Here is a 21,792-nt window from a genome sequence, read left to right on the forward strand (position 1 = left end):
GTTAATTTCAGCATGAATTTAAAACATTACGCCATTTTTGGAACTGACTTTTCAGTAAAGGGAAAATTAATAAAGCAACTTTTAGCAGGTAATGCGCCAGCTGAATTCCAGGGATTACAAGGAAAAAATGGCTTACTTTTTTCTGAAACCGTTTTAAATGATTTTATAGAAGAAGATTATAAACACGGGAATTCTGCCTTAATTCCGAATGAAAATCGTGCTTTACGAACTTTTTCCAGTGGAGAAAAAAGAAAAGCTTTTTTACAATATTTACTTAGCCAAAAGCCTGATTTTCTTGTTTTAGACAATCCGTTTGATAGTCTCGATAAAGCTTCGGTAGCTCAATTAGAAGAAGAGTTGGAGTATATTTCCAAAACTACTGTTATCATTCAGGTTTTTAACCGCAAAGAAGATTTATTGCCTTTTGTAGATACAGTTTTTAAGGTTAAAGGGGAAAAGATAGTAGAAAGTTCAAATGCTTTAGGGTTTTTGAAAAATCAAAAAGTGAGCAATTTTTCAGAAATAAAAACTATTCCGCCGGCGCCGGGAACTTTTCAGGAAATTCCGGAGATTTTGGTGAAAATGAATAATGTTTCTGTTAGTTATGAAGGAAAATCAATTTTAGAAAATATTAGCTGGGAAATTAAAAAAGGTGATTTCTGGCAACTTATCGGGCCCAACGGTTCCGGGAAAACCACCTTGCTTTCTATGATTTATGGCGATAATCCAAAAGCTTATGGTGTAGACTTATATTTGTTTGGAAACAAAAAGGGCAGCGGCGAAAGCGTGTGGGAAATTAAAAAGAAAATCGGTTATTTCTCTCCAGCGCTTATCGAACTTTTTAACCGAAGAAATACGGTGTTAGAAATGATTATTTCGGGTTTGGTAGATAGCGTGGGATTGTATCAAAAACCGAGCGATAAAGATGTAAGATTAGCTAGAGAATGGCTGAAAATCCTGAATTTGGAGAATAAATCGGGAAAAATTTTTACAGAATTATCTGAGTTGCATAAAAGAATGGTTTTAATTGGCAGGGCGATGATCAAGCACCCACCATTACTTATTTTAGACGAACCCACCACCTCACTAGACGATAAAAGCGCCCTGGAAATTACTTCGCTAATTAATCTTATCGCAAAAGAAAGTGAAACAGCAATCGTTTTTGTATCGCATAGAACAGAGAAAGGCCTGCAGCCAAAAGCAGTTTACCGGCTAATTCCTTCAAAAAATGGATCGAAAGGGGAAATTCTTGTAGAATAATTGTGGAAAAAATTGAATAACTTCCAGAGATAATTTTCCTTTAAAATATGGGATTCTGTACTTTAGCGGGAAATAAAAATTAAAATTTTGACAGCCAAGAAATCCCCTAAAGTTACCCCGTTAATGAAGCAATACAATGCCATCAAGGTGAAATATCCTGATGCTTTGCTGTTGTTTCGCGTGGGCGATTTCTATGAGACCTTTGGGGAAGATGCAGTAAAAACGGCCAGAATTCTTAATATTATTTGCACCAATAGAAATAATGGAAGCGAGCGCACCGAGCTGGCAGGATTTCCACATCATTCTTTAAATACCTATTTGCCAAAATTAGTAAAGGCAGGGGAGCGGGTGGCTATTTGCGATCAGCTGGAAGACCCTAAAATGACCAAAACCATCGTAAAACGCGGCGTTACCGAACTGGTGACTCCGGGTGTGGCTTTAAGCGATGAGGTGCTTCATAGCAAATCGAATAATTTTTTGTGTGCTATTCACTTTGGGAAGAAAATCTTTGGCGTTTCGTTTTTAGATGTTTCTACCGGGGAGTTTCTTACGGCGCAGGGAAATTCAGAATATATAGATAAGTTACTTCAGAATTTTAGTCCGAGTGAGGTCTTAATTCCGAAGAAAAATAAGAAGGATTTTAAGCAAATTTTTGGCGAAGATTTCCATACGTTCTACCAGGAAGACTGGGTGTTTAAACAAGATTTCGCTTACGAAACCTTAAACGAACATTTTCAAACAAAATCTTTAAAAGGTTTTGGCATAGAGCATTTGGAAGAAGGGATTATTGCTTCGGGTGCGATTTTACATTATCTGGCCGAAACCCAGCATCGAAAACTTCAGCATATAACCGCAATAAATCGCATTGCGGAAGAGGAATATGTGTGGATGGACAGGTTTACGATCAGGAATTTGGAATTATATCACTCTAACGCAGCAAATGCGGTGACCTTGTTGGATGTGATTGATAAAACCATTTCCCCAATGGGTGGAAGGCTTTTAAAACGATGGCTTGCGCTGCCTTTAAAGAATGCCGATAAAGTTAGGAAGCGTCACGAAGTGGTAGGTTTTTTATTGGAAAATCCTTCAGTTTTAGCTGAAATTCAGCAAAATATTAAAAAAATAAGCGACCTGGAACGGCTTATTTCTAAAGTCGCTACAGGAAAAGTAACGCCACGGGAGGTACTTCAGCTTAATCATTCGTTACAGGCTATAATTCCTATAAAAGAACTCGCGCTAAAAAGTAAAAATGAAGCCATTAAAATTATTGGCGATAATTTGCATTCCTGCGAAGTGCTACGGGGCAAAATAACCGAAAGTTTGCACGAAGACGCACCGGTAAATATTTTAAAAGGAAATTGTATTGCTGAAGGTTTTTCGGAAGAACTGGATGATCTTAGAAAAATAGCATTTTCCGGTAAAGATTACCTGGATAATATGCTGAAGCGCGAAACTCAAATTACCGGAATTTCGTCGCTTAAAATTGGCAGTAACAATGTTTATGGTTATTATATAGAAGTACGTAACACGCATAAAGATAAAGTCCCCGATACCTGGATTAGAAAGCAAACCCTGGTAAATGCCGAGCGTTATATTACCGAAGAATTAAAGGAATATGAAGCAAAGATTTTAGGGGCCGAGGAAAAGATTTTGCACCTGGAGCAACAACTTTTTGTCAAGTTGGTAATTTGGATGAACGATTATATTCAACCGGTACAGCAAAACGCGCAACTTATCGCGCAATTAGATTGTTTGTGTTCTTTTGCACAGCAAGCAAAATCCGAAAATTACTGCAAGCCTGATATTGAAGAACACCACGACCTAAATATAGAAGAGGGGAGGCACCCGGTTATTGAAAAGCAACTTCCAATAGGGGAATCTTACGTTACCAACAATGTCACATTAGATCGGGAAAACCAACAGGTAATTATGATTACCGGGCCAAATATGAGTGGTAAGTCGGCTATTTTAAGGCAAACCGCGCTTATTGTTTTAATGGCTCAAATGGGAAGTTTTGTGCCGGCAAAAGCCGCAAATATAGGTTTGGTAGATAAGATTTTTACTCGCGTTGGCGCCAGCGATAATATTTCTATGGGCGAGTCTACTTTTATGGTAGAGATGAACGAAACCGCGAGTATTCTTAATAATATTTCTGACCGGAGTTTGGTGCTTCTAGACGAAATTGGGCGTGGAACCAGCACCTATGATGGGATTTCCATTGCCTGGGCCATAAGCGAGTATTTGCATGAACATCCCGCTAAACCTAAAACCCTTTTCGCTACCCATTACCACGAACTCAATGAGATGTGTGATACTTTTGAGCGGATCAAGAACTTTAATGTTTCAGTAAAAGAATTAAAAGATAATGTCCTTTTTCTTCGGAAACTGGTGCCGGGAGGCAGCGAGCATAGCTTTGGGATTCACGTGGCCAAAATGGCTGGAATGCCACAACAGGTATTGCATCGCGCTAATAAGATCCTTAAAAAACTTGAAAAATCACACAAAATGCAAGATTCCGGGGAGCTTTTAAAGAGATCGGCGGAAGAAGAAATGCAGCTTAGTTTCTTTAACCTTGATGACCCTATTCTGCAGGAATTGAAAGAAGAGTTGTTACTTATAGATATTGATACCCTAACGCCCGTAGAAGCATTAATGAAATTGAATGAGATTAAAAGAACCTTAGTTGGTAAGGAAAAGGCTAAAGCGAAAGCTTAGGCTGTTTTCTGTTATGGGTTGTCGGTTCTCAGTTTTGACTTTATGAAAGTAGTGAAGCTAATAATTTTTACTAGCAATTTGTTATACTAGTTGGTAAACAGGTAGTTATCTAGTACGGGTTTTATAAAGGATTTACTGGAATAATTTTTTATTTAAGATTTCTTTTATTTTTTGAAAAAAGGCTTTGACATTATAAGATTTATATTAAATTTGCATCCGCAATACGCTATTGCAGCCACGTTAAACGTGGAAGTTCTTTTAAACACGCGAAAATAGCTCAGTTGGTAGAGCGCCACCTTGCCAAGGTGGAGGTCGCGGGTTCGAATCCCGTTTTTCGCTCAGAATGATCGAAAAACTCTTTCGAGTCGCAGGTTCTCCAGAAGAAATGGGGCTGTTTTTCGTTTATGTATAATATTACCACGCTCGGGTGGTGGAATTGGTAGACACGTTGGACTTAAAATCCAATGGACAATGTGTCCGTACGGGTTCAAGTCCCGTCCCGAGTACTTAAAGCCTTGTTAATCATCTGATTTTCAAGGCTTTTTTGTTTTTGAGATTTAATTTGTACGCTAAATTGTACGCAGAATGTTAAAAAATATCAGATTCACTATTTTAACTTTATCCTGTAAGATTTTTCCGATCTTGTTAATGAATCAGTCTAACATAAATTGCTTTAATATTTCTACTAACAAAAACTCACAAATAACATTAAATAACATCATATAACAACAAATATTGCAAAATAGCATCAAATATTATGATTTCTTGTTCAGCTATTTTATAAATGCTAAATTTTAAAATACTTATTATTTTTTCGAGTATAGCGATCGATAAAAGCAATTTTAAAATGATGATATTATTAGTTTTTAATCTTTATATTGCATATCGCGATATGCAATATACGTTACGAAAGGATTGAATACACATATGAAACCTCAGGATATACTATTGCTGCTAAAGATTATTAGTATTGATGATGTTACTTGGAAACAAAAAAATGTAGCCGAGGCTTTAGGAATGAGTCAATCTGAAGTGAGTGAATCGGTAGCCCGTTCTAAATATTCAGGTCTATTAGATCCTAAAGGAAAAAAAGTAATGAAACTGGCTTTCATTGATTTTTTGCAATTCGGATTAAAATATGTTTTTCCACAAAAACCGGGACCGGTAGTACGTGGTATTCCAACTTCGCACTCAGCCGCTCCTTTAAGGGATCAAATAAAAAGTAGTGAAAATTATGTTTGGCCATCTGGTACAGGAACGTTGAGAGGACAAAGTATAATACCTTTATATTCTTCAGCTCCCGAAGCTGTTTTAAAAGATAATGATCTTCATGAATTATTAGCCTTGGTAGACGCACTTCGAGTAGGAAGAGCTCGAGAACGCGAAATAGCTATAACTGAGCTTAAAAAACGTATATAAATGGAACTATAAATATCGCTATGGAATTTATTTTTATTCTGATTCACATGATGGTAAATAATCCTTTGTAGTATTTTTAGTTGTGAATTGCTTTCAGAATTGTATTTTTAATCAGGATTCACAGGGCTAATTGACCTAAACGATAATGCCAACGGTTGTGAATTGCTTTCAGAATTGTATTTTTAATCAGGATTCACAGGAACTCGGTTTCTTTGCCCTTCATCGAGTTGGTTGTGAATTGCTTTCAGAATTGTATTTTTAATCAGGATTCACAGGGATCCCCAGGCGTTCTTCAATAGCCGTGCTGTTGTGAATTGCTTTCAGAATTGTATTTTTAATCAGGATTCACAGGCAACCAAAGATAAAGACGAAGGATCCATCCGTTGTGAATTGCTTTCAGAATTGTATTTTTAATCAGGATTCACAGGTGGGTTTAATACATCGACAAGCAGCGACAGGTTGTGAATTGCTTTCAGAATTGTATTTTTAATCAGGATTCACAGGCCTGGGTGATGAGGATATGAAACCCATCCTGTTGTGAATTGCTTTCAGAATTGTATTTTTAATCAGGATTCACAGGTCTGTACGGGTGAACAGGTTGTAAAATCACGTTGTGAATTGCTTTCAGAATTGTATTTTTAATCAGGATTCACAGGATATCTTCTATAATGTATTTTGCGCCTTCCGTTGTGAATTGCTTTCAGAATTGTATTTTTAATCAGGATTCACAGGCATTCTGACCAAAAACATATACGTCATTGCGTTGTGAATTGCTTTCAGAATTGTATTTTTAATCAGGATTCACAGGAATCAATGGCGTAGTCTATTGTCAATACAGGTTGTGAATTGCTTTCAGAATTGTATTTTTAATCAGGATTCACAGGATCGTGACCCTCGCCATTGAATAACCAAGCGTTGTGAATTGCTTTCAGAATTGTATTTTTAATCAGGATTCACAGGAAGTTGTTGTATTTACGCCTTTCCGATATTGTTGTGAATTGCTTTCAGAATTGTATTTTTAATCAGGATTCACAGGAGAACCTTAGGAAATTCTCATTAAAAGAACGTTGTGAATTGCTTTCAGAATTGTATTTTTAATCAGGATTCACAGGAATCAAATAACGGTTTGCCCTCGTAATGATGTTGTGAATTGCTTTCAGAATTGTATTTTTAATCAGGATTCACAGGTATGCGTTTTTTGTTCTCTACAAATATACAGTTGTGAATTGCTTTCAGAATTGTATTTTTAATCAGGATTCACAGGAGTTTTCGGTTATTATCGGGGTCTTTACCGTTGTGAATTGCTTTCAGAATTGTATTTTTAATCAGGATTCACAGGATTCCTATGTATTTCAGAGTGGCAGGTTTCGTTGTGAATTGCTTTCAGAATTGTATTTTTAATCAGGATTCACAGGATGATAAAAAACAGTAATAAGGGTAATATCGTTGTGAATTGCTTTCAGAATTGTATTTTTAATCAGGATTCACAGGAGATTGGTCCAAAACCATAACGACCTCATCGTTGTGAATTGCTTTCAGAATTGTATTTTTAATCAGGATTCACAGGTCTTCGGGCAGTTCCAGATCACCAATGTGGTTGTGAATTGCTTTCAGAATTGTATTTTTAATCAGGATTCACAGGCTTGAGGAATTGAAGTGATTTGATTACCAGTTGTGAATTGCTTTCAGAATTGTATTTTTAATCAGGATTCACAGGCGTTATACTTATTCCTTTAAAGGATATTGAGTTGTGAATTGCTTTCAGAATTGTATTTTTAATCAGGATTCACAGGTATTCACGCTGAAACTCCTGAGGGAGACGGGTTGTGAATTGCTTTCAGAATTGTATTTTTAATCAGGATTCACAGGGCCTGGGTTTTACTAAACCAGGCGACCAGGTTGTGAATTGCTTTCAGAATTGTATTTTTAATCAGGATTCACAGGTGAACGTGGTTTTATCCATAAACTCCCAGAGTTGTGAATTGCTTTCAGAATTGTATTTTTAATCAGGATTCACAGGGCCGCGTAATGATAAAAGCCAGGTCAAAGGGTTGTGAATTGCTTTCAGAATTGTATTTTTAATCAGGATTCACAGGCAAAGACAAAGACCAGCTTTAAACCTGGTAGTTGTGAATTGCTTTCAGAATTGTATTTTTAATCAGGATTCACAGGGTGCGGCTACTATATCATTGTTAGCAGCTAGTTGTGAATTGCTTTCAGAATTGTATTTTTAATCAGGATTCACAGGCTTACTCAAGATCAGGTTGATGAACTCACCGTTGTGAATTGCTTTCAGAATTGTATTTTTAATCAGGATTCACAGGTAAAGCAAATATTGAAGCAAAATCAAAGCAGTTGTGAATTGCTTTCAGAATTGTATTTTTAATCAGGATTCACAGGTTTAATGAGATCTTAAAAGCGAAGGCCCCGGTTGTGAATTGCTTTCAGAATTGTATTTTTAATCAGGATTCACAGGTGTTGTTTTATAGGCTTTTAGCATAGCGCAGTTGTGAATTGCTTTCAGAATTGTATTTTTAATCAGGATTCACAGGAGCTGTGGCTTTGGGGCGTGTGTTAAATTGGTTGTGAATTGCTTTCAGAATTGTATTTTTAATCAGGATTCACAGGATAATGTTTTATAGGAACTTAAAAGACCTGGTTGTGAATTGCTTTCAGAATTGTATTTTTAATCAGGATTCACAGGTGTACCGGGATATCTATAGAAGCCGGCGCAGTTGTGAATTGCTTTCAGAATTGTATTTTTAATCAGGATTCACAGGTTTCATTTGCTTAACCAACTCGGTAAGCAAGTTGTGAATTGCTTTCAGAATTGTATTTTTAATCAGGATTCACAGGTCTTTTGATTTTGCGATCGTGGTTCCTTAGTTGTGAATTGCTTTCAGAATTGTATTTTTAATCAGGATTCACAGGTTGGAATCGCCGCGTCAACATATATTGCTTGTTGTGAATTGCTTTCAGAATTGTATTTTTAATCAGGATTCACAGGAACGGGAACCGTCAACAAACCGCGTTAAGAGTTGTGAATTGCTTTCAGAATTGTATTTTTAATCAGGATTCACAGGATCATTGTCCACGGATCAACAAGTGATTTGTTGTGAATTGCTTTCAGAATTGTATTTTTAATCAGGATTCACAGGAAAATTAGAAATTATGACAGTTACAGCCTAGTTGTGAATTGCTTTCAGAATTGTATTTTTAATCAGGATTCACAGGAACGGATATATTGATCCATTATTAGACTTAGTTGTGAATTGCTTTCAGAATTGTATTTTTAATCAGGATTCACAGGAAAGTAATACAGTTATAATATGCCAACCTAGTTGTGAATTGCTTTCAGAATTGTATTTTTAATCAGGATTCACAGGTTTTTTAATTTCGATGAGTTCATTTTCAAAGTTGTGAATTGCTTTCAGAATTGTATTTTTAATCAGGATTCACAGGATTACGGATTTGAGAGCGTTTGGAATGCTGGTTGTGAATTGCTTTCAGAATTGTATTTTTAATCAGGATTCACAGGATGAGTAGCGCGGTTAATGTTGCTACTTTAGTTGTGAATTGCTTTCAGAATTGTATTTTTAATCAGGATTCACAGGATATCGGCAAAATGCTCTTCCAGGATATCAGTTGTGAATTGCTTTCAGAATTGTATTTTTAATCAGGATTCACAGGGCAATAAAATCATAGAATTCTGGAGTACCGGTTGTGAATTGCTTTCAGAATTGTATTTTTAATCAGGATTCACAGGAGCGTTGGCGTTTCTTATTGGCTTCATTAGTTGTGAATTGCTTTCAGAATTGTATTTTTAATCAGGATTCACAGGGAATAAAATATATATAACCGTTTTTAGCTAGTTGTGAATTGCTTTCAGAATTGTATTTTTAATCAGGATTCACAGGTCGTACTTTAAAAACCTGTGAGCCTTCGCGGTTGTGAATTGCTTTCAGAATTGTATTTTTAATCAGGATTCACAGGCGTACTTTAAAAACCTGTGAGCCTTCGCGGTTGTGAATTGCTTTCAGAATTGTATTTTTAATCAGGATTCACAGGCCTTGCCTTCCAGTTAGCTTCCACACTCTAGTTGTGAATTGCTTTCAGAATTGTATTTTTAATCAGGATTCACAGGAGCAGCGATATTTTAGCCTGGCCGGCCATGTTGTGAATTGCTTTCAGAATTGTATTTTTAATCAGGATTCACAGGATTTAACATTAAGTGCGTTTCCTTCACTAGGTTGTGAATTGCTTTCAGAATTGTATTTTTAATCAGGATTCACAGGAACCATTCGCAACACCTTGTAAGATTCCCAGTTGTGAATTGCTTTCAGAATTGTATTTTTAATCAGGATTCACAGGGTTACAGGCGACGAAGCCCAGGAATAAAAAGTTGTGAATTGCTTTCAGAATTGTATTTTTAATCAGGATTCACAGGAATTGTTTTTATAACTGAAGGCGAAAGGGGTTGTGAATTGCTTTCAGAATTGTATTTTTAATCAGGATTCACAGGTTTTTAAACTGGTATGTTTATACACGCTGGGTTGTGAATTGCTTTCAGAATTGTATTTTTAATCAGGATTCACAGGTTCAAGGGTTCCTGCATCTTTTAACAGTTGGTTGTGAATTGCTTTCAGAATTGTATTTTTAATCAGGATTCACAGGATACCCGCTATAAAAGGCTGGTATCCTGTTTTTTAAGGTGTCTCTTAGGATTAAAAAATAAGAAGGTTTTGAGATGTCTTGATTGCATTCACTAGGAGATTTAAAATCCTAGAAAAGTTCAAGTTGTTGGGTAGGTGCCTCTGGGGCGGTTTCTTTTCTTCCGTGAAAAAGTTCAATCATGCCAAACTGCTTATCTGTTATTTGCATAATACATACTTTCCCTTTTTTTGGAAGATTTCTCTTGGTTCGTTTGGTGTGAACATCAGCATTTTCTCGGCTGGCGCAAAACCTGGTATAAATAGAAAACTGAAACATTCCAAAACCATCATCAAGGAGGTCTTTTCTAAAACGGGTCGCTGCTTTTCGTTCTACCCTGGTTTCCGTTGGAAGATCAAAAAATACTAATACCCACATACTTCGATACTGATTTAAGCGTGAAAATTTTTCATCCATATAGTTACTATTGAATTTCCAACTTTATCCAAACCGAATATCATTATTGATAAACTGGATAAAGAATCCTTCGGCTTAGATTAGCAAAACACTCGTAAAGTGAATTAGTCGTCCTACTAAGGGCTACCATTAGCGGACTCCATTTTCCATCAATAAAAACATCTAAGGCAGGAATTTTTAGAAGTTGGGATTTCAGGTCAGTAGTCAACTCGTCTATATTCTCTTCCGCAACCACCATTTCATAAACCAGATCATCTACATAAATACGATAAGGTTCCATAATATCATCGGCCAGGGCAAAGGCATTGTATTTATTATGATGAAAGATTCCCACACCTGGCAGTAAGCCGGAACTAATTAGCGCTCTTGCAGTAATTGCTCTAAGAATTGCATAGCCGTAGTTAAGAAGGTTGTTGGGAGGATCCCCGTGCCGATATCTGGTAAATCCTTCTATGCTAAAAAGGTTCTGCCAATAATGGGCGGCTGCAATGGCTTCGTGATTTTCAGTATCGCCGCTTTTTACCTCTCCCGCCCAACGCGCCAGTTTTTTATGGTTTTTATTCCTGCGAAAAAGGTGCTGCGCCTGGTTGCTGATTTTAGCACTAATGGTTTGCTGCCATAAATTTTTCTTTAAAGGCAAACTAGCGCTGAGTTGAACCGAAAAACGTTCGGTTTGTTCCGTATGCCCAACAAGGGGTTGTAAAATAGAGCAGGGTAGGTGTTGTTTATCGCAATTTACTACCGCCGCTTTATTTTGAATGAGTTTAGTAATTAGTCCGTTGGTTAGGGTGATTTGTGAGTTTTCTAAAACTAACATCCCGATATCTTCTATGGGTACAGTCTTACTCTCTAGTTCTTCTAGCGGATAAGAAACCACTAACTGCTCATTCTTTGTACTGAGATAGGCTGGATTGCCGAAAAAGAGGGTGCGTTTTATCATTTGACGATCTTTTTAATATTCCCTAAACGATCAACCTGAAGTTTCCAACACAAGTTTTTTTCCTGAATAAATTCTAATTTATTTAACTGGCTAAATTCTAATTTATTAGTAATGGATTTCGCAACTGAAAAAGGAATTCCATATAATCTTTTGTTTGTAAAACTCACTATTTTGTAAATATTTTCTTTTTTGAAGTTTTCAGGAACTACCCCTGAGACCATATCTTCCTCGGTGGGAACATATATTAAATCATTCGGTGAAAGATAAAACAGAAACTCTCCTTTGGTATGATCAATAGGAATAGGCTGTTTATCCTTAATTGGAATATGAGCCAATTGTTTTTGGTGTTCTACCACTTCATTTAAGGGAATTGTTTCAAAGTTTCGCTTTTTCTTCTTATCGTCCCAATATATCGCAAAGAAAAGATTTGTTCCTTTTGCAGCTTCTACATACTTATCCGTTTTATTACTTCGTTCTCCTACACTAAATTTACTGCCTACTTCATATTGTCTTACCTTATAAATGGGTTGGTGATTTTTACCCTTGTTTAATTCTTTTATATTTTGATTCAAATCAGTAATTCCTTTAGGACTGAATGCTTCTGCAAAATCTTCCTTCCCATTTTGATCTAGATGGTTTTTGACATGGTTCCTTAGAATTTTTTGTATGCTCTTATCAGTAATTTTATCGATATGTTTGTGGTTTTTTATATCTGAAATATTCGTCCGTGTGGCAGTAGCCACTTTTCCTTTGGGAGTGGGAATATCAATTAATCCGGAAACAGTTTCTTTGTGAAGTGGTTTTCTAACAGCAAAATTATTTCCCTTTTGTATTTGTAAAGCTTTTTTCCATTGCCCATCTTTCTTTTCCCAATGCCAGGTTTTATTGTTGGTTCGATTTATTACACGGATATTCTTCTTAAAACTAATCACAATTTCTTCCAAAGCATTTTTGGCATCTATAGTAAAACCTTCCCAGGGCTGTTTGTAAGATTTTGCAACAGTGCGTTTTTTACCACCTAATTCTATGTCTTTAGTTTTGCGTAATTTTTTGACTAAACTGTGATTCTTACGTTCGGTGTTAATTGAGGTGATATAATTAATATGATCTTTAGTTGTACAGGCAATTACTAAGGCATCTAAGGCGTGGTGACGGTGATCTATGCGTTTTTTGCTGAAGCCTGTTTCAATATCCTTAGGAACTTGTGTTCTAAAAGCATTAATTTTATTATCCCAATAGCCGTAGTCATTAGATTTTGTAATTTCGTTCATACGTTTGAAACGCGGAGCGATAATTTCATTCCATTTATCGTTTAGCCCCCAATCTTGTTTAAGTTGACTGGTTATAGCTCCATTTACCGGTACTAGGTTTTTTACTGTAGCTTCTCTTTCATTGGGTTCTCTTAAAATATTGCTTAGTAGACCTTTTATGAATTTGCTTATATATCGGCTATCATTTAATTGCCTGGTAATAAAACCTTCTGGAATATCCTCGCTCAACAGATATTTTAATTTTGTTCGATTCTTGCTGTAGTAGTTTTTGCAATGGGCTTCATATTCTTCCACCGTAAAAATTGTACATTCTTTGCCGTTTATTCCTAATTCCGGCACAACACATCCTCGGCTGTTATTTATAAACTCATATGCGGTCTGGTTATCCTTATAGGGGTAGGGGTTAATAGCACTTTCGCAAATAACTTTATTATTAAAAGAGTCATCAAAGAAGCGTGATTGTGGAATAATGTGTTCAATTTGATAATCTGTAGTGAATAGTTTACTCATTGGAATTATATTTCCGGTATATGGTGAACGATACCCTTGTTCTAACCATAATTTATAGCGTAAAATATCTTTCTTGGTTGGCGAGTTCTTTTTCCTTATCGCTTCAATTTCATCTTCACCTACCTGATCGTATTTGGCGTTAAAATAAACACCTTCCTCATATAATTTTAGAATTTCTTGTTGATTTGGGGAATAAGGTTTTACTTCTTCAACACCTTCATCTTGTAGTTCTTCTAGAATCGCTTTTATACGCAGGTTTGTATTCTCCCGTTCGTTATTTTGATTGCTTAATCGTTGCCTTTTTTCAGCTGAATTTTTCATTTCTCGACCTAATTCGACATGGATTTCAGAGAAAAAATTCGGTTTACTATTACCATAATATTTCCAAATATCCCGGACAACCCTTAAAGTCTCAGGAACCACTTGCTCAACAATCGGATTTTTAAGTTGATGTTGCTTAAAGGTTTCGTTTAAATAGAATTCGATGTCTGAGGGTGACTGCCAATTGATTATTTCAGAAACCTCCGAATGCCGCTCGTAAACTGCATAGCAGGCTTGATAAGTATTTAAACCTTCAAAAATATTTTCTTTCTTTTCAAACTTGACAAAGCTTTTTAATACTTGTTTTTTATAGGCATCATCGGCAACCGTCTCAATTTTATCTTTATTAAAATTAATAGCCCTTAATCGTTCCTGAATATCCTTTATCCGGTTCTTAATTTCAGGTTTTAAAGATTCCTCATTCCAATATTTTCCCATCCGCATTAGCGGTAAAAGTTTTTTAATAGCTTTTTCTGAATAAGATCCGTAATCATTTGAATAAGGAGCTATTTTCTTAAAATTTTCGACAAATTCTGATTCTGAAACTTGTTTTTTTCTAGCAAAAGTATCTAAAGCTTTTTCGAAATCTTTTTTGTCTTTTACCGAGTAAACAATATGCCATAATTCTTTTTCAGTCTTTTTATCAAGAAAGTTTTCTTGTATGCCTTTAATTTTTTTTAATCTTGACAAAAACTCGGCTCGCGTTGTATTGCAGGGATATTTTTTGTCCTCTACATAATTCCATCGATAGGAGAGGGCATCTTTCTTTTGTTTTGGAATTAACCTTAAATCTGAAAAATATTTTAGTAGTTGGTTTTGATCTATTTCTTTTCTATTATTCAAAAAATCAAATAACTCGACTATAGACTCGGCGTCAGGCAATAAAAGGCTTGTAATGTCTTCATCAATCTTTGCCTTTTTCTTATCTAAAGCAATTTTCTTATAAATTCTAAGGTTTTGAATAAACTGCCATAATCGAAATTCCTGATAAAATGGATTAGATTTGGGAATTCCCTTTAATGGTTGTTCTTGAATTTCTCCGTCCTTTTTGAAATACCTTTTCTCATACGCGCAATTTGAAATAGTAGATTTTTTGGTTTTTAATGGGCGTTGATAGAAAATAATATCTTCAACAAATAAATAGGTAAAATTCTTTTCCTTAATATTTGATTGATGAGCTTCATTTCGCGGATATAACTCATTCAGGCATTTCTTATATAAATCTTTATTTTCTAATTCAGGATGAAATTTCTTTTGAACTTCTAAGATTTTTATAAGTTCATTTTTATAGTATTTTCGGTCAATGGTTTTCACCAAATTACCTCGTATTTTCTGACTGGGTTTTTTGAGCAGAGTCTCATAAATGAATTCACCTACGGTTTTGTTAGTTTCATCTATGTTTTGTTCTGTTTTCTTTTTGATGGCAATCCAGTCTTGTTCAGAATCTACTTTTTTAAATGTACGCTTAAGACTGCCATCTTTATTAGTTTTAGTAGTAACAATAAATTCCCGCTCCTGCTTCTCCCAGTCTTCTGTTTTGGTAATTTCGCGATCATACTCCCACCCGTTTTCAAAAATAACTTTGTAAAGTGACTTTCCTTTTACAGCTTCACCAGTATTAACTAATTCTTTTACCGTTAGAGAAACATATTCCTGGTTTTTATTAATTTCTTCTTCCTCGCCACGCAACTGATAATAGCCACGTTTTTGATTAAAATTTAAAATTAACCAAGCAAGCTCCTCTTTTGATATTTTATCTTTCAATGCTTTTTTGCGCAAATAATATAGAGTCCAATCATAAGGGATTTTCAGGTCAGGATGTTTTATTTTAAATTCCTTTGCCATCTCATCAAAAGAATTCTGAAATATAAAATGATGTTTCGGACCACCATTTAATATATAATTAAGCTTCACTTCTTTCCCAGGAAGAAACTGACCTAATTTGTTATGAAAATCAATGGATGCTGCATAGTGATCTGGAAGGAAGCCCAGAATATTTAGAACACGATGTAAGCGTTGGCGACGTAATAAATATCGTTCATTTAGTCTTCGCATTCCACGGTAACTAGTTCTTTCAGCTGTCTGTGAAATAGAGTTACCACTGTCAAACTTACCAAGAATATCTTGACTCATAGGAATTATTCGAGCACCCATGCCCAGAATTTGCCCTTCTTTTTTATTAAAATCTTGCTCAATAAGTGACCATCCAATCGAATTTGTACCCAAATCCAGTCCTAAAATACGTTTCATATACTATGATTTTCGGTAAGTTAATTAATACAAGTTTTATCCCTTTACGGAAATCCACATTGTACAATTCAAATATTTGTTTTATACTTGTTATACAATTTTGAAGCAATTCACAATAAGGATTATTCCGTTGTGAAAACATTTAAAGCGGCCTTAACGGGTCGCTTTCATTTTTTGGAATAGTAGGGTAGGCCAAATAAGATTAACATAATTACTGAAAATAATTATGATTTCCTATAAAAAATAAGGGAAAACCCGTAGTTAAATAAAGGTTTTGAAGTCTTTGGAGATTTTTTCTACTACGTATTCTGGGATATTAAGTTCCTTTGTGAATACCGGCCAATTAGAAATCTGTTCCTGGACTTTCTCGATTATCCCTTTTGGATTTTTTATCGAAAATTCTTCTGCTAACGCAAGCAAATCCTGTAACTGGATGTTATCACGTTTATTATTAATAGACAACGCACGGCTGATTTTATGATAATTGAAGTCTACGTTTAATGGGTAGGTGAGATCATAAGCAGGAGCCAGGTTCCATTTGTCTGTTTTTTTATCATATATAAAAGAATGATTTTTTAAGTGGTCATCAATATTGGCAAAAACCAGATTAAAAACCATTCGCTTAAAAAGTTCCTGAATCTCATTGTATGGTACTTTTAAATCCAGAGCTAATTTGAAAAGATTTTCATAGGATGAGTTCTCTGGTTTTTGAAAGTCCCATCCGGTCATACCGCTTGCAGTTAAAACGTGTTGTTTTGCTCCGTTTTGCCTATCATATCTCAGCGTAATAAAATGTTTGGTATTAATTAATTTAGAAGGCATCATTGTTATTCCTGCAGCGCTAGCCATCTTAAAGTAAGCATATTCTATTACTTCTTTATTATAACTATCTTCATTTAAAGAAAGCTTTACCAGGTAATGCTTGTAATCTTTAGAGGAAACAATATCTCCCGGAATAATCTCTCCTGTTTCAATGTTTTCGGAAATTAAAAGTTTAGGCCTGGCTCCACCGGCAGAGGTTCCCATTTTAAAAATATTTAATAAAGCGAGATTATCAAACTTCTTTTCTGAAGTTTGCTCTTTTTGATCTATAACTTGCTTTAATACACTAATAATTTCTTCAAGGTCAATTGCTGAAGTTTTGGGAATATTTTGTGCCGGTTCATATTCCAGAGCACCCATACCACGATTAGCTACATAGGTTAACTGCTCCAGTGGGGTGAGTTTAGTTTTATCTTTATTATTAGCTTCAAACCATTCCTTAAAAATGATATTTCCAAACATATCTGGAAGGGAATCTGCTATGGCTGGAGGTAGTCCTTTAAAAGTATTTCCTTCATATTCGGAGAATACCTGAACTGGTTTTATTCGTTTAATGATATATGGGAAAATGTTTTGTAATTGATTTGTTTCTAAAAATTCCGGATTATACTGAAAGAAACTTTTACGTTGATCCAAATCGTAACCTAACTTTCCAATCTCTTTTTTAAAAAGCTTTACATTAAGAATTGTGTTTTTAGCCATAATTTTTTAATATAAGGAGCGATTGGTATTTTGATCGTTGTAGGCTTTCACACCATTATAAAACTTCTCCAGATCATCGAAATGATGGGCAATTTTTAAAACAGTATCGATTGTTGAATTTCTCCCGCTTTCAAATTTCTGAATAGTATACCTAGATATTCCCAGTTGATCAGCCAATTCTTGCTGGCTTAATTCAAAACGATCTCTTTGAAGTTTACACCATTTACCGAGTTCTTCTTTGGTTTGCTTTATAGTTACGAGGTTGAGCATAATGTATGTTATAGTAAACAAATATAGCTAAAAATAGGGTTATTGTGGATTAAAATAAACCTAAACTGTAATTAAAATTTATTTCGAGCCCCCATATCTACCATAACTTCCGCCGGATCCTATGCTGTTTTTATAGCATACGGGAAGTTAAGCGTAAAGTAAAAACAGCATTGGGGCGTTATTCGAATTAGTTAATGAGTTTCCTAATTTTCCCCTTCCGGCTCCCATTCTTCTCTGGTCTATCTTCTAATGCTATTCTACCAGAGGTCTTGTTTTAGTCTTCATTCTTTGAAGTTAGGATCTAGTTACTTACGGTGTGATAGTTCGAGTTTATCCTCTGGCACAAGGGATAAGCCGACTTGAAAGAGCCAGTTTTTTGTTAAGGTTTCACAGAGGTAGCACACATTTAAGTAAAAGTTCAATATTCGAATATTTAAACTAAAGTTGATATAACATTAAAATTTGAAAAATCAGAATCATAATAAAACAAATTATCTAAAAAGAATTATTTTTTAAAATCTCATCCGCTGTATTCTTATCGCATTAAGAATTGCAAGGCATGCCACTCCTACATCTGCGAATACTGCCTCCCACAATGAAGCCACTCCAAATGCTCCGAAGGCAAGTACAAGAGCTTTTACTCCAAAGGCTAAGATTATATTCTGCCATACAACTTGCTTTGTTTTCTTTCCAATTTTTATGGCAGTTGCAATTTTGGAAGGTTGATCTGTCTGAATTACTACATCTGCAGTTTCAATAGCTGCATCCGATCCTAAAGCTCCCATAGCAAAACCAACATCAGCTAAGGTTATGACAGGTGCATCATTAATTCCGTCACCAACAAATGCCACTTTTTTCCCCTGGGCTTTGAGATCTTTTACACGGGTAACTTTATCCTGAGGTAACAACCCACCGAAAGCCATATCAATTTTCAATTCCTTAGCTACTTTTTGAACAATCGTGTCTTTATCACCAGATAACATAACTATAGTTTTTATTCCATATTCACGAAGTTTTGCAATGGCTGAAGGTCCATCTTCCTTAATTTTATCAGCGATGGTAATATATCCGGCGTATTTGCCGTCTATGGCAACTACCACAATACTTTCTACTATTTCTGTTATGCGGGTAGGGAATGTGACATCGTATTTCTGAAGTAGCTTAGTATTACCTACAAGAACTTCTTTATTCTCCCATTTTCCTCTTAAACCGTGACCGGCAATCTCTTCCACTTCAGAAACAGTTTCTCTTATATGCGAATCCCCGAAAAATTCAACAATTGCTTTAGCGATGGGGTGGGTAGATTTAGCTTCAAGCGCTGCGGTAAGAGCAATAAACTTATTTTCATCCATTTCCTGCACCTCCACTTCCTGCACTTTAAAAACACCTTCGGTAAGGGTGCCGGTTTTATCCATTACCACAGTATTTACTTCTGTAATAAGATCCAAAAAATTCGCACCCTTAAAAAGCATACCATTTTTTGAGGCTGCACCAATTCCTCCAAAATACCCAAGCGGGATAGAGATGACCAGAGCGCAAGGACACGAAATCACTAGGAAGACAAGAGCGCGATAGAGCCAATCATTAAAAATGTAATTCTCTACAAAGAAGAAAGGTAATAAGGTAAGTGCAATCGCCATAAAGACTACAATAGGAGTATAAATCTTGGCAAACTTTGTAATAAATTTCTGGGTTTTTGCTTTTTGTCCACTTGCTTCTTCTACCAGATGAAGTATTTTAGATAAAGCACTGTCCTCATAAGCAGAAGTAACCTTAATTTCCACCACCTTCTCAAGGTTAATCATTCCGGCGAGCACCATTTCGCCTTTAGTCTTACTGGCTGGTTTGGACTCCCCGGTCAGGGCAGCGGTATTGAATGAAGATCCATTGCCCTGGATTTCCCCGTCCAGTGCAACTTTTTCACCTACCTTAATTTGAATAATTTCACCGATTCCTACCGTCTGAGGATTGGCTGTCACCACCTGTCCATCTTTCACCAAACCTACTTCTTCTGGTCTGTTATCAATGAGTGCTTTTATAGATCTTCTCGATCGTGCAACTGCAGCTTCCTGGAAATGTTCCCCGATTACGTAAAATAACATTACCGCAACTCCTTCAGCATATTCCCCAATGTAAAAAGCGCCTAAAGTTGCAATGCTCATTAGGAAGAATTCATTAAAAACATCTCCCTTAGCGATATTGGTCAGAGCATACTTTATTACTCTGGCTCCTACGAGAAGGTAAGATATTCCAAAAATCAGCAACCGAATGTACCCGCTAAACCATTCAGTCCCAAAATAATCAAGAGCAATACCGGCAAGAAGAAGAATTAAACTAATAATGGTAGGGATATAGGAATCTTTCTTCTCCTTACCGTCATCTATTTTAGCATTTGGAGGCAACAACCATCCTGTTCTTTTGACATTCTGGGTCTTGGTTTCTCCGCTGTCCTGGGAGAGGAAATCTCCATTGAATCGGGAGCTTTTGTCTCTTTGTCTTCTTTAGCCATTTCTACTTGTGTATTATTTGATGTTAAAGCTAAAATAAATAGGTATGCAACAGTAGTGCATTATTTCACATTACATCTCTTGCATACTCCCTTAACGACTAAGTTAGCATCTGTTGCCGTATATCCTTTAGGAAGATTAACTACAGGTATCTTCCTTTCTGTCAGGCATTGTGTCTCACCACAAGAGGTGCAATGAAAATGCAAATGAAGATCTGTCCCTATTTCACAGTTACACCCAACCTCACATAATGCATATTTTGTTATCCCTGTTCCATCATCTACCTGGTGAACAATTCCCTTTTCTTCAAATGTTTTCAGGGTACGATAAAGCGTAGTCCTTTCAGATTTTTCAAATGCTAATTCAATGTCAGCCAGAGAAACAGCAAAATCCTTGGTTGCTAAAAATTTATAGATAAGGATCCTCATGGCCGTTGGCCTTATTTGGTTTTCAGTAAGGAAATTCTCGATTTCGTTCATCTCATTTATTTTATAATTCTAATGACTGTGCCCACCTTCACCTTTGTTCATCTCTGCCATTAAATAATATGCATTATTGAAGGCGAATCTGGTATCTGCAGGAAGATCTTCTAAAAGCTTGATTTCAATCCATCCATTTTCTGCGGTGCCGGGAATTACTTTCACGGGTTTAAAGCTCCAGGCATCTCCTTCTTCTTCAGCGGTGAACACAAAGAATTTATCTCCATCTTTTGCAAGTGCAGATTCTGGAAGAGCGATACTTCGTTTATCGTCAACTGCAATTTTTCCACGGACATACATCCCCGGCACTAAATTGTCTGGACGATTTTTAATTTCAGCATGGACGTGCAAAGCTTTTGGATCCTGTTCAAAATTCTGGCTGATGGATATGATTTCGGCAGTTAATTCTGTACCCGGTAAAGACTCGACGGAAAATTTAACCGTCTGGCCCTTCTCTACCTTAGCCACATCTTTTTCGAACACCAAAAGGTCAACGTGAACGTGTTCTGTATTGATGATCTCAAACATATTAGTTTGTGCCTGGACGAATTGTCCTGTTTTTATATTGACTGCTTGTACAGCCCCATCAATAGGACTTAAAATTGGTATTTGCCGTTGAATGTTTCCGTTCTTAATGGTAGCAGGATTAATATTCAACTGCCTTAGCTGGGCCTCTAAGCCGTAAACCTGCCCTTTGACGCTTTGAAATTCTGCTTCTGCTCTTTGAAAAGTTTCCCCGGAACCAACTCCGGCATCATACAATTTTTGCTGTCTCTGGAATTCCTTCTCTTGAAAGTTCCGTTGGTTTACAGCATTAATAAAATCGGTCTGGATCTTTATAATATCCGGGTGTTCAATGGAAGCCAGTACACTTCCCTTTTTCACCTTTTCTCCTTCAATTACCCTAATGTTTGCTACGTTTCCACCAATTACAGGGGTGACAGTGGCCTCGTTTTGTGGCGGTACTTCCAGCTCCCCATTAGCCTCTACAAAGCCTGTCATCAAGCGGGTGCCAAGAGTGTCGATCTTCATACCCAGGGCGTCGTACTGCTGCTGTGAAAGCATAGCTTCTTTGACCGGTGCCGCTGTATTAGATGGGGGAGTTTCTTCCTGAGGACTTTCGGCAGGTTTCTTTTCCTCACCACAGGAAGCAAAAAAGAGTAGGGTGAAAAGCAATGATATATTTACAAATTTCATAT

The 21,792-nt window shown here is 36.1% G+C and carries 12 protein-coding genes, 2 tRNA genes and 1 CRISPR repeat array; of the genes, 5 read left to right on the forward strand and 9 right to left on the reverse strand.

Annotated elements, in window-relative coordinates:
• Positions 1-12 precede the first annotated feature (12 nt).
• The 5 genes from B5488_RS02040 (at position 13) to B5488_RS02060 (ending at position 5,394) form a co-directional block, all read left to right on the forward strand.
• Positions 13-1,260 carry an ATP-binding cassette domain-containing protein gene (locus B5488_RS02040; RefSeq protein WP_079736496.1) on the forward strand — a complete coding sequence of 416 codons (1,248 nt, stop codon included), beginning with the start codon at positions 13-15 and terminating at the stop codon, positions 1,258-1,260.
• Between the two features lie 123 nt (positions 1,261-1,383).
• The gene (mutS, locus tag B5488_RS02045) at positions 1,384-3,975 is read left to right on the forward strand and encodes a DNA mismatch repair protein MutS (RefSeq protein ID WP_079733758.1); all 2,592 of its coding nucleotides are present in this window, start codon (positions 1,384-1,386) and stop codon (positions 3,973-3,975) included.
• Between the two features lie 266 nt (positions 3,976-4,241).
• Positions 4,242-4,314: transfer RNA gene (locus tag B5488_RS02050), tRNA-Gly, on the forward strand.
• An 82-nt stretch (positions 4,315-4,396) separates the two neighbouring features.
• Positions 4,397-4,481: transfer RNA gene (locus B5488_RS02055), tRNA-Leu, on the forward strand.
• 421 nt (positions 4,482-4,902) lie between these two features.
• On the forward strand, positions 4,903-5,394 hold the full coding sequence (locus B5488_RS02060) for a hypothetical protein (protein ID WP_079733759.1): 492 nt from the start codon (positions 4,903-4,905) through the stop codon (positions 5,392-5,394).
• Positions 5,395-5,473: 79 nt separating this feature from the next.
• Positions 5,474-10,068: direct repeats of the CRISPR family, unit length 46 nt; unit sequence GTTGTGAATTGCTTTCAGAATTGTATTTTTAATCAGGATTCACAGG.
• A 108-nt stretch (positions 10,069-10,176) separates the two neighbouring features.
• Here the strand turns inward: B5488_RS02060 and cas2 are convergent.
• The 9 genes from cas2 to B5488_RS02100 all read right to left on the reverse strand — a co-directional run bounded on the left by cas2 (position 10,177) and on the right by B5488_RS02100 (position 21,790).
• A complete protein-coding gene (gene cas2 / locus B5488_RS02065) occupies positions 10,177-10,521 on the reverse strand; it encodes a CRISPR-associated endonuclease Cas2 (protein WP_079733760.1) in 345 nt (114 codons plus the stop codon).
• 43 nt (positions 10,522-10,564) lie between these two features.
• Positions 10,565-11,461, reverse strand: a complete 897-nt coding sequence (gene cas1 / locus B5488_RS02070; protein WP_079733761.1) for a type II CRISPR-associated endonuclease Cas1 — start codon at positions 11,459-11,461, stop codon at positions 10,565-10,567.
• The gene (gene cas9, locus B5488_RS02075) at positions 11,458-15,813 is read right to left on the reverse strand and encodes a type II CRISPR RNA-guided endonuclease Cas9 (RefSeq protein ID WP_079733762.1); all 4,356 of its coding nucleotides are present in this window, start codon (positions 15,811-15,813) and stop codon (positions 11,458-11,460) included. Before cas9 ends, cas1 begins: the two co-directional genes overlap by 4 nt.
• 261 nt (positions 15,814-16,074) lie before the next feature.
• Positions 16,075-17,337, reverse strand: coding sequence for a type II toxin-antitoxin system HipA family toxin (locus B5488_RS02080; protein WP_079733763.1), 1,263 nt, complete (start codon positions 17,335-17,337; stop codon positions 16,075-16,077).
• 6 nt (positions 17,338-17,343) lie between these two features.
• On the reverse strand, positions 17,344-17,607 hold the full coding sequence (locus B5488_RS02085) for a helix-turn-helix domain-containing protein (RefSeq protein ID WP_079733764.1): 264 nt from the start codon (positions 17,605-17,607) through the stop codon (positions 17,344-17,346).
• A 512-nt stretch (positions 17,608-18,119) separates the two neighbouring features.
• The gene (locus B5488_RS02090; RefSeq protein ID WP_079733765.1) at positions 18,120-20,012 is read right to left on the reverse strand and encodes a heavy metal translocating P-type ATPase; all 1,893 of its coding nucleotides are present in this window, start codon (positions 20,010-20,012) and stop codon (positions 18,120-18,122) included.
• Positions 19,988-20,116, reverse strand: a complete 129-nt coding sequence (locus tag B5488_RS18250) for a hypothetical protein (RefSeq protein WP_262507335.1) — start codon at positions 20,114-20,116, stop codon at positions 19,988-19,990. Before B5488_RS18250 ends, B5488_RS02090 begins: the two co-directional genes overlap by 25 nt.
• Positions 20,117-20,176: 60 nt before the next feature.
• A complete protein-coding gene (locus tag B5488_RS02095; RefSeq protein ID WP_079733766.1) occupies positions 20,177-20,593 on the reverse strand; it encodes a Fur family transcriptional regulator in 417 nt (138 codons plus the stop codon).
• Between the two features lie 18 nt (positions 20,594-20,611).
• Positions 20,612-21,790, reverse strand: a complete 1,179-nt coding sequence (locus tag B5488_RS02100; RefSeq protein WP_079736497.1) for an efflux RND transporter periplasmic adaptor subunit — start codon at positions 21,788-21,790, stop codon at positions 20,612-20,614.
• Positions 21,791-21,792: the final 2 nt, after the last annotated feature.

The organism is Salegentibacter salegens, assembly GCF_900142975.1.
GTDB lineage: Bacteria > Bacteroidota > Bacteroidia > Flavobacteriales > Flavobacteriaceae > Salegentibacter > Salegentibacter salegens.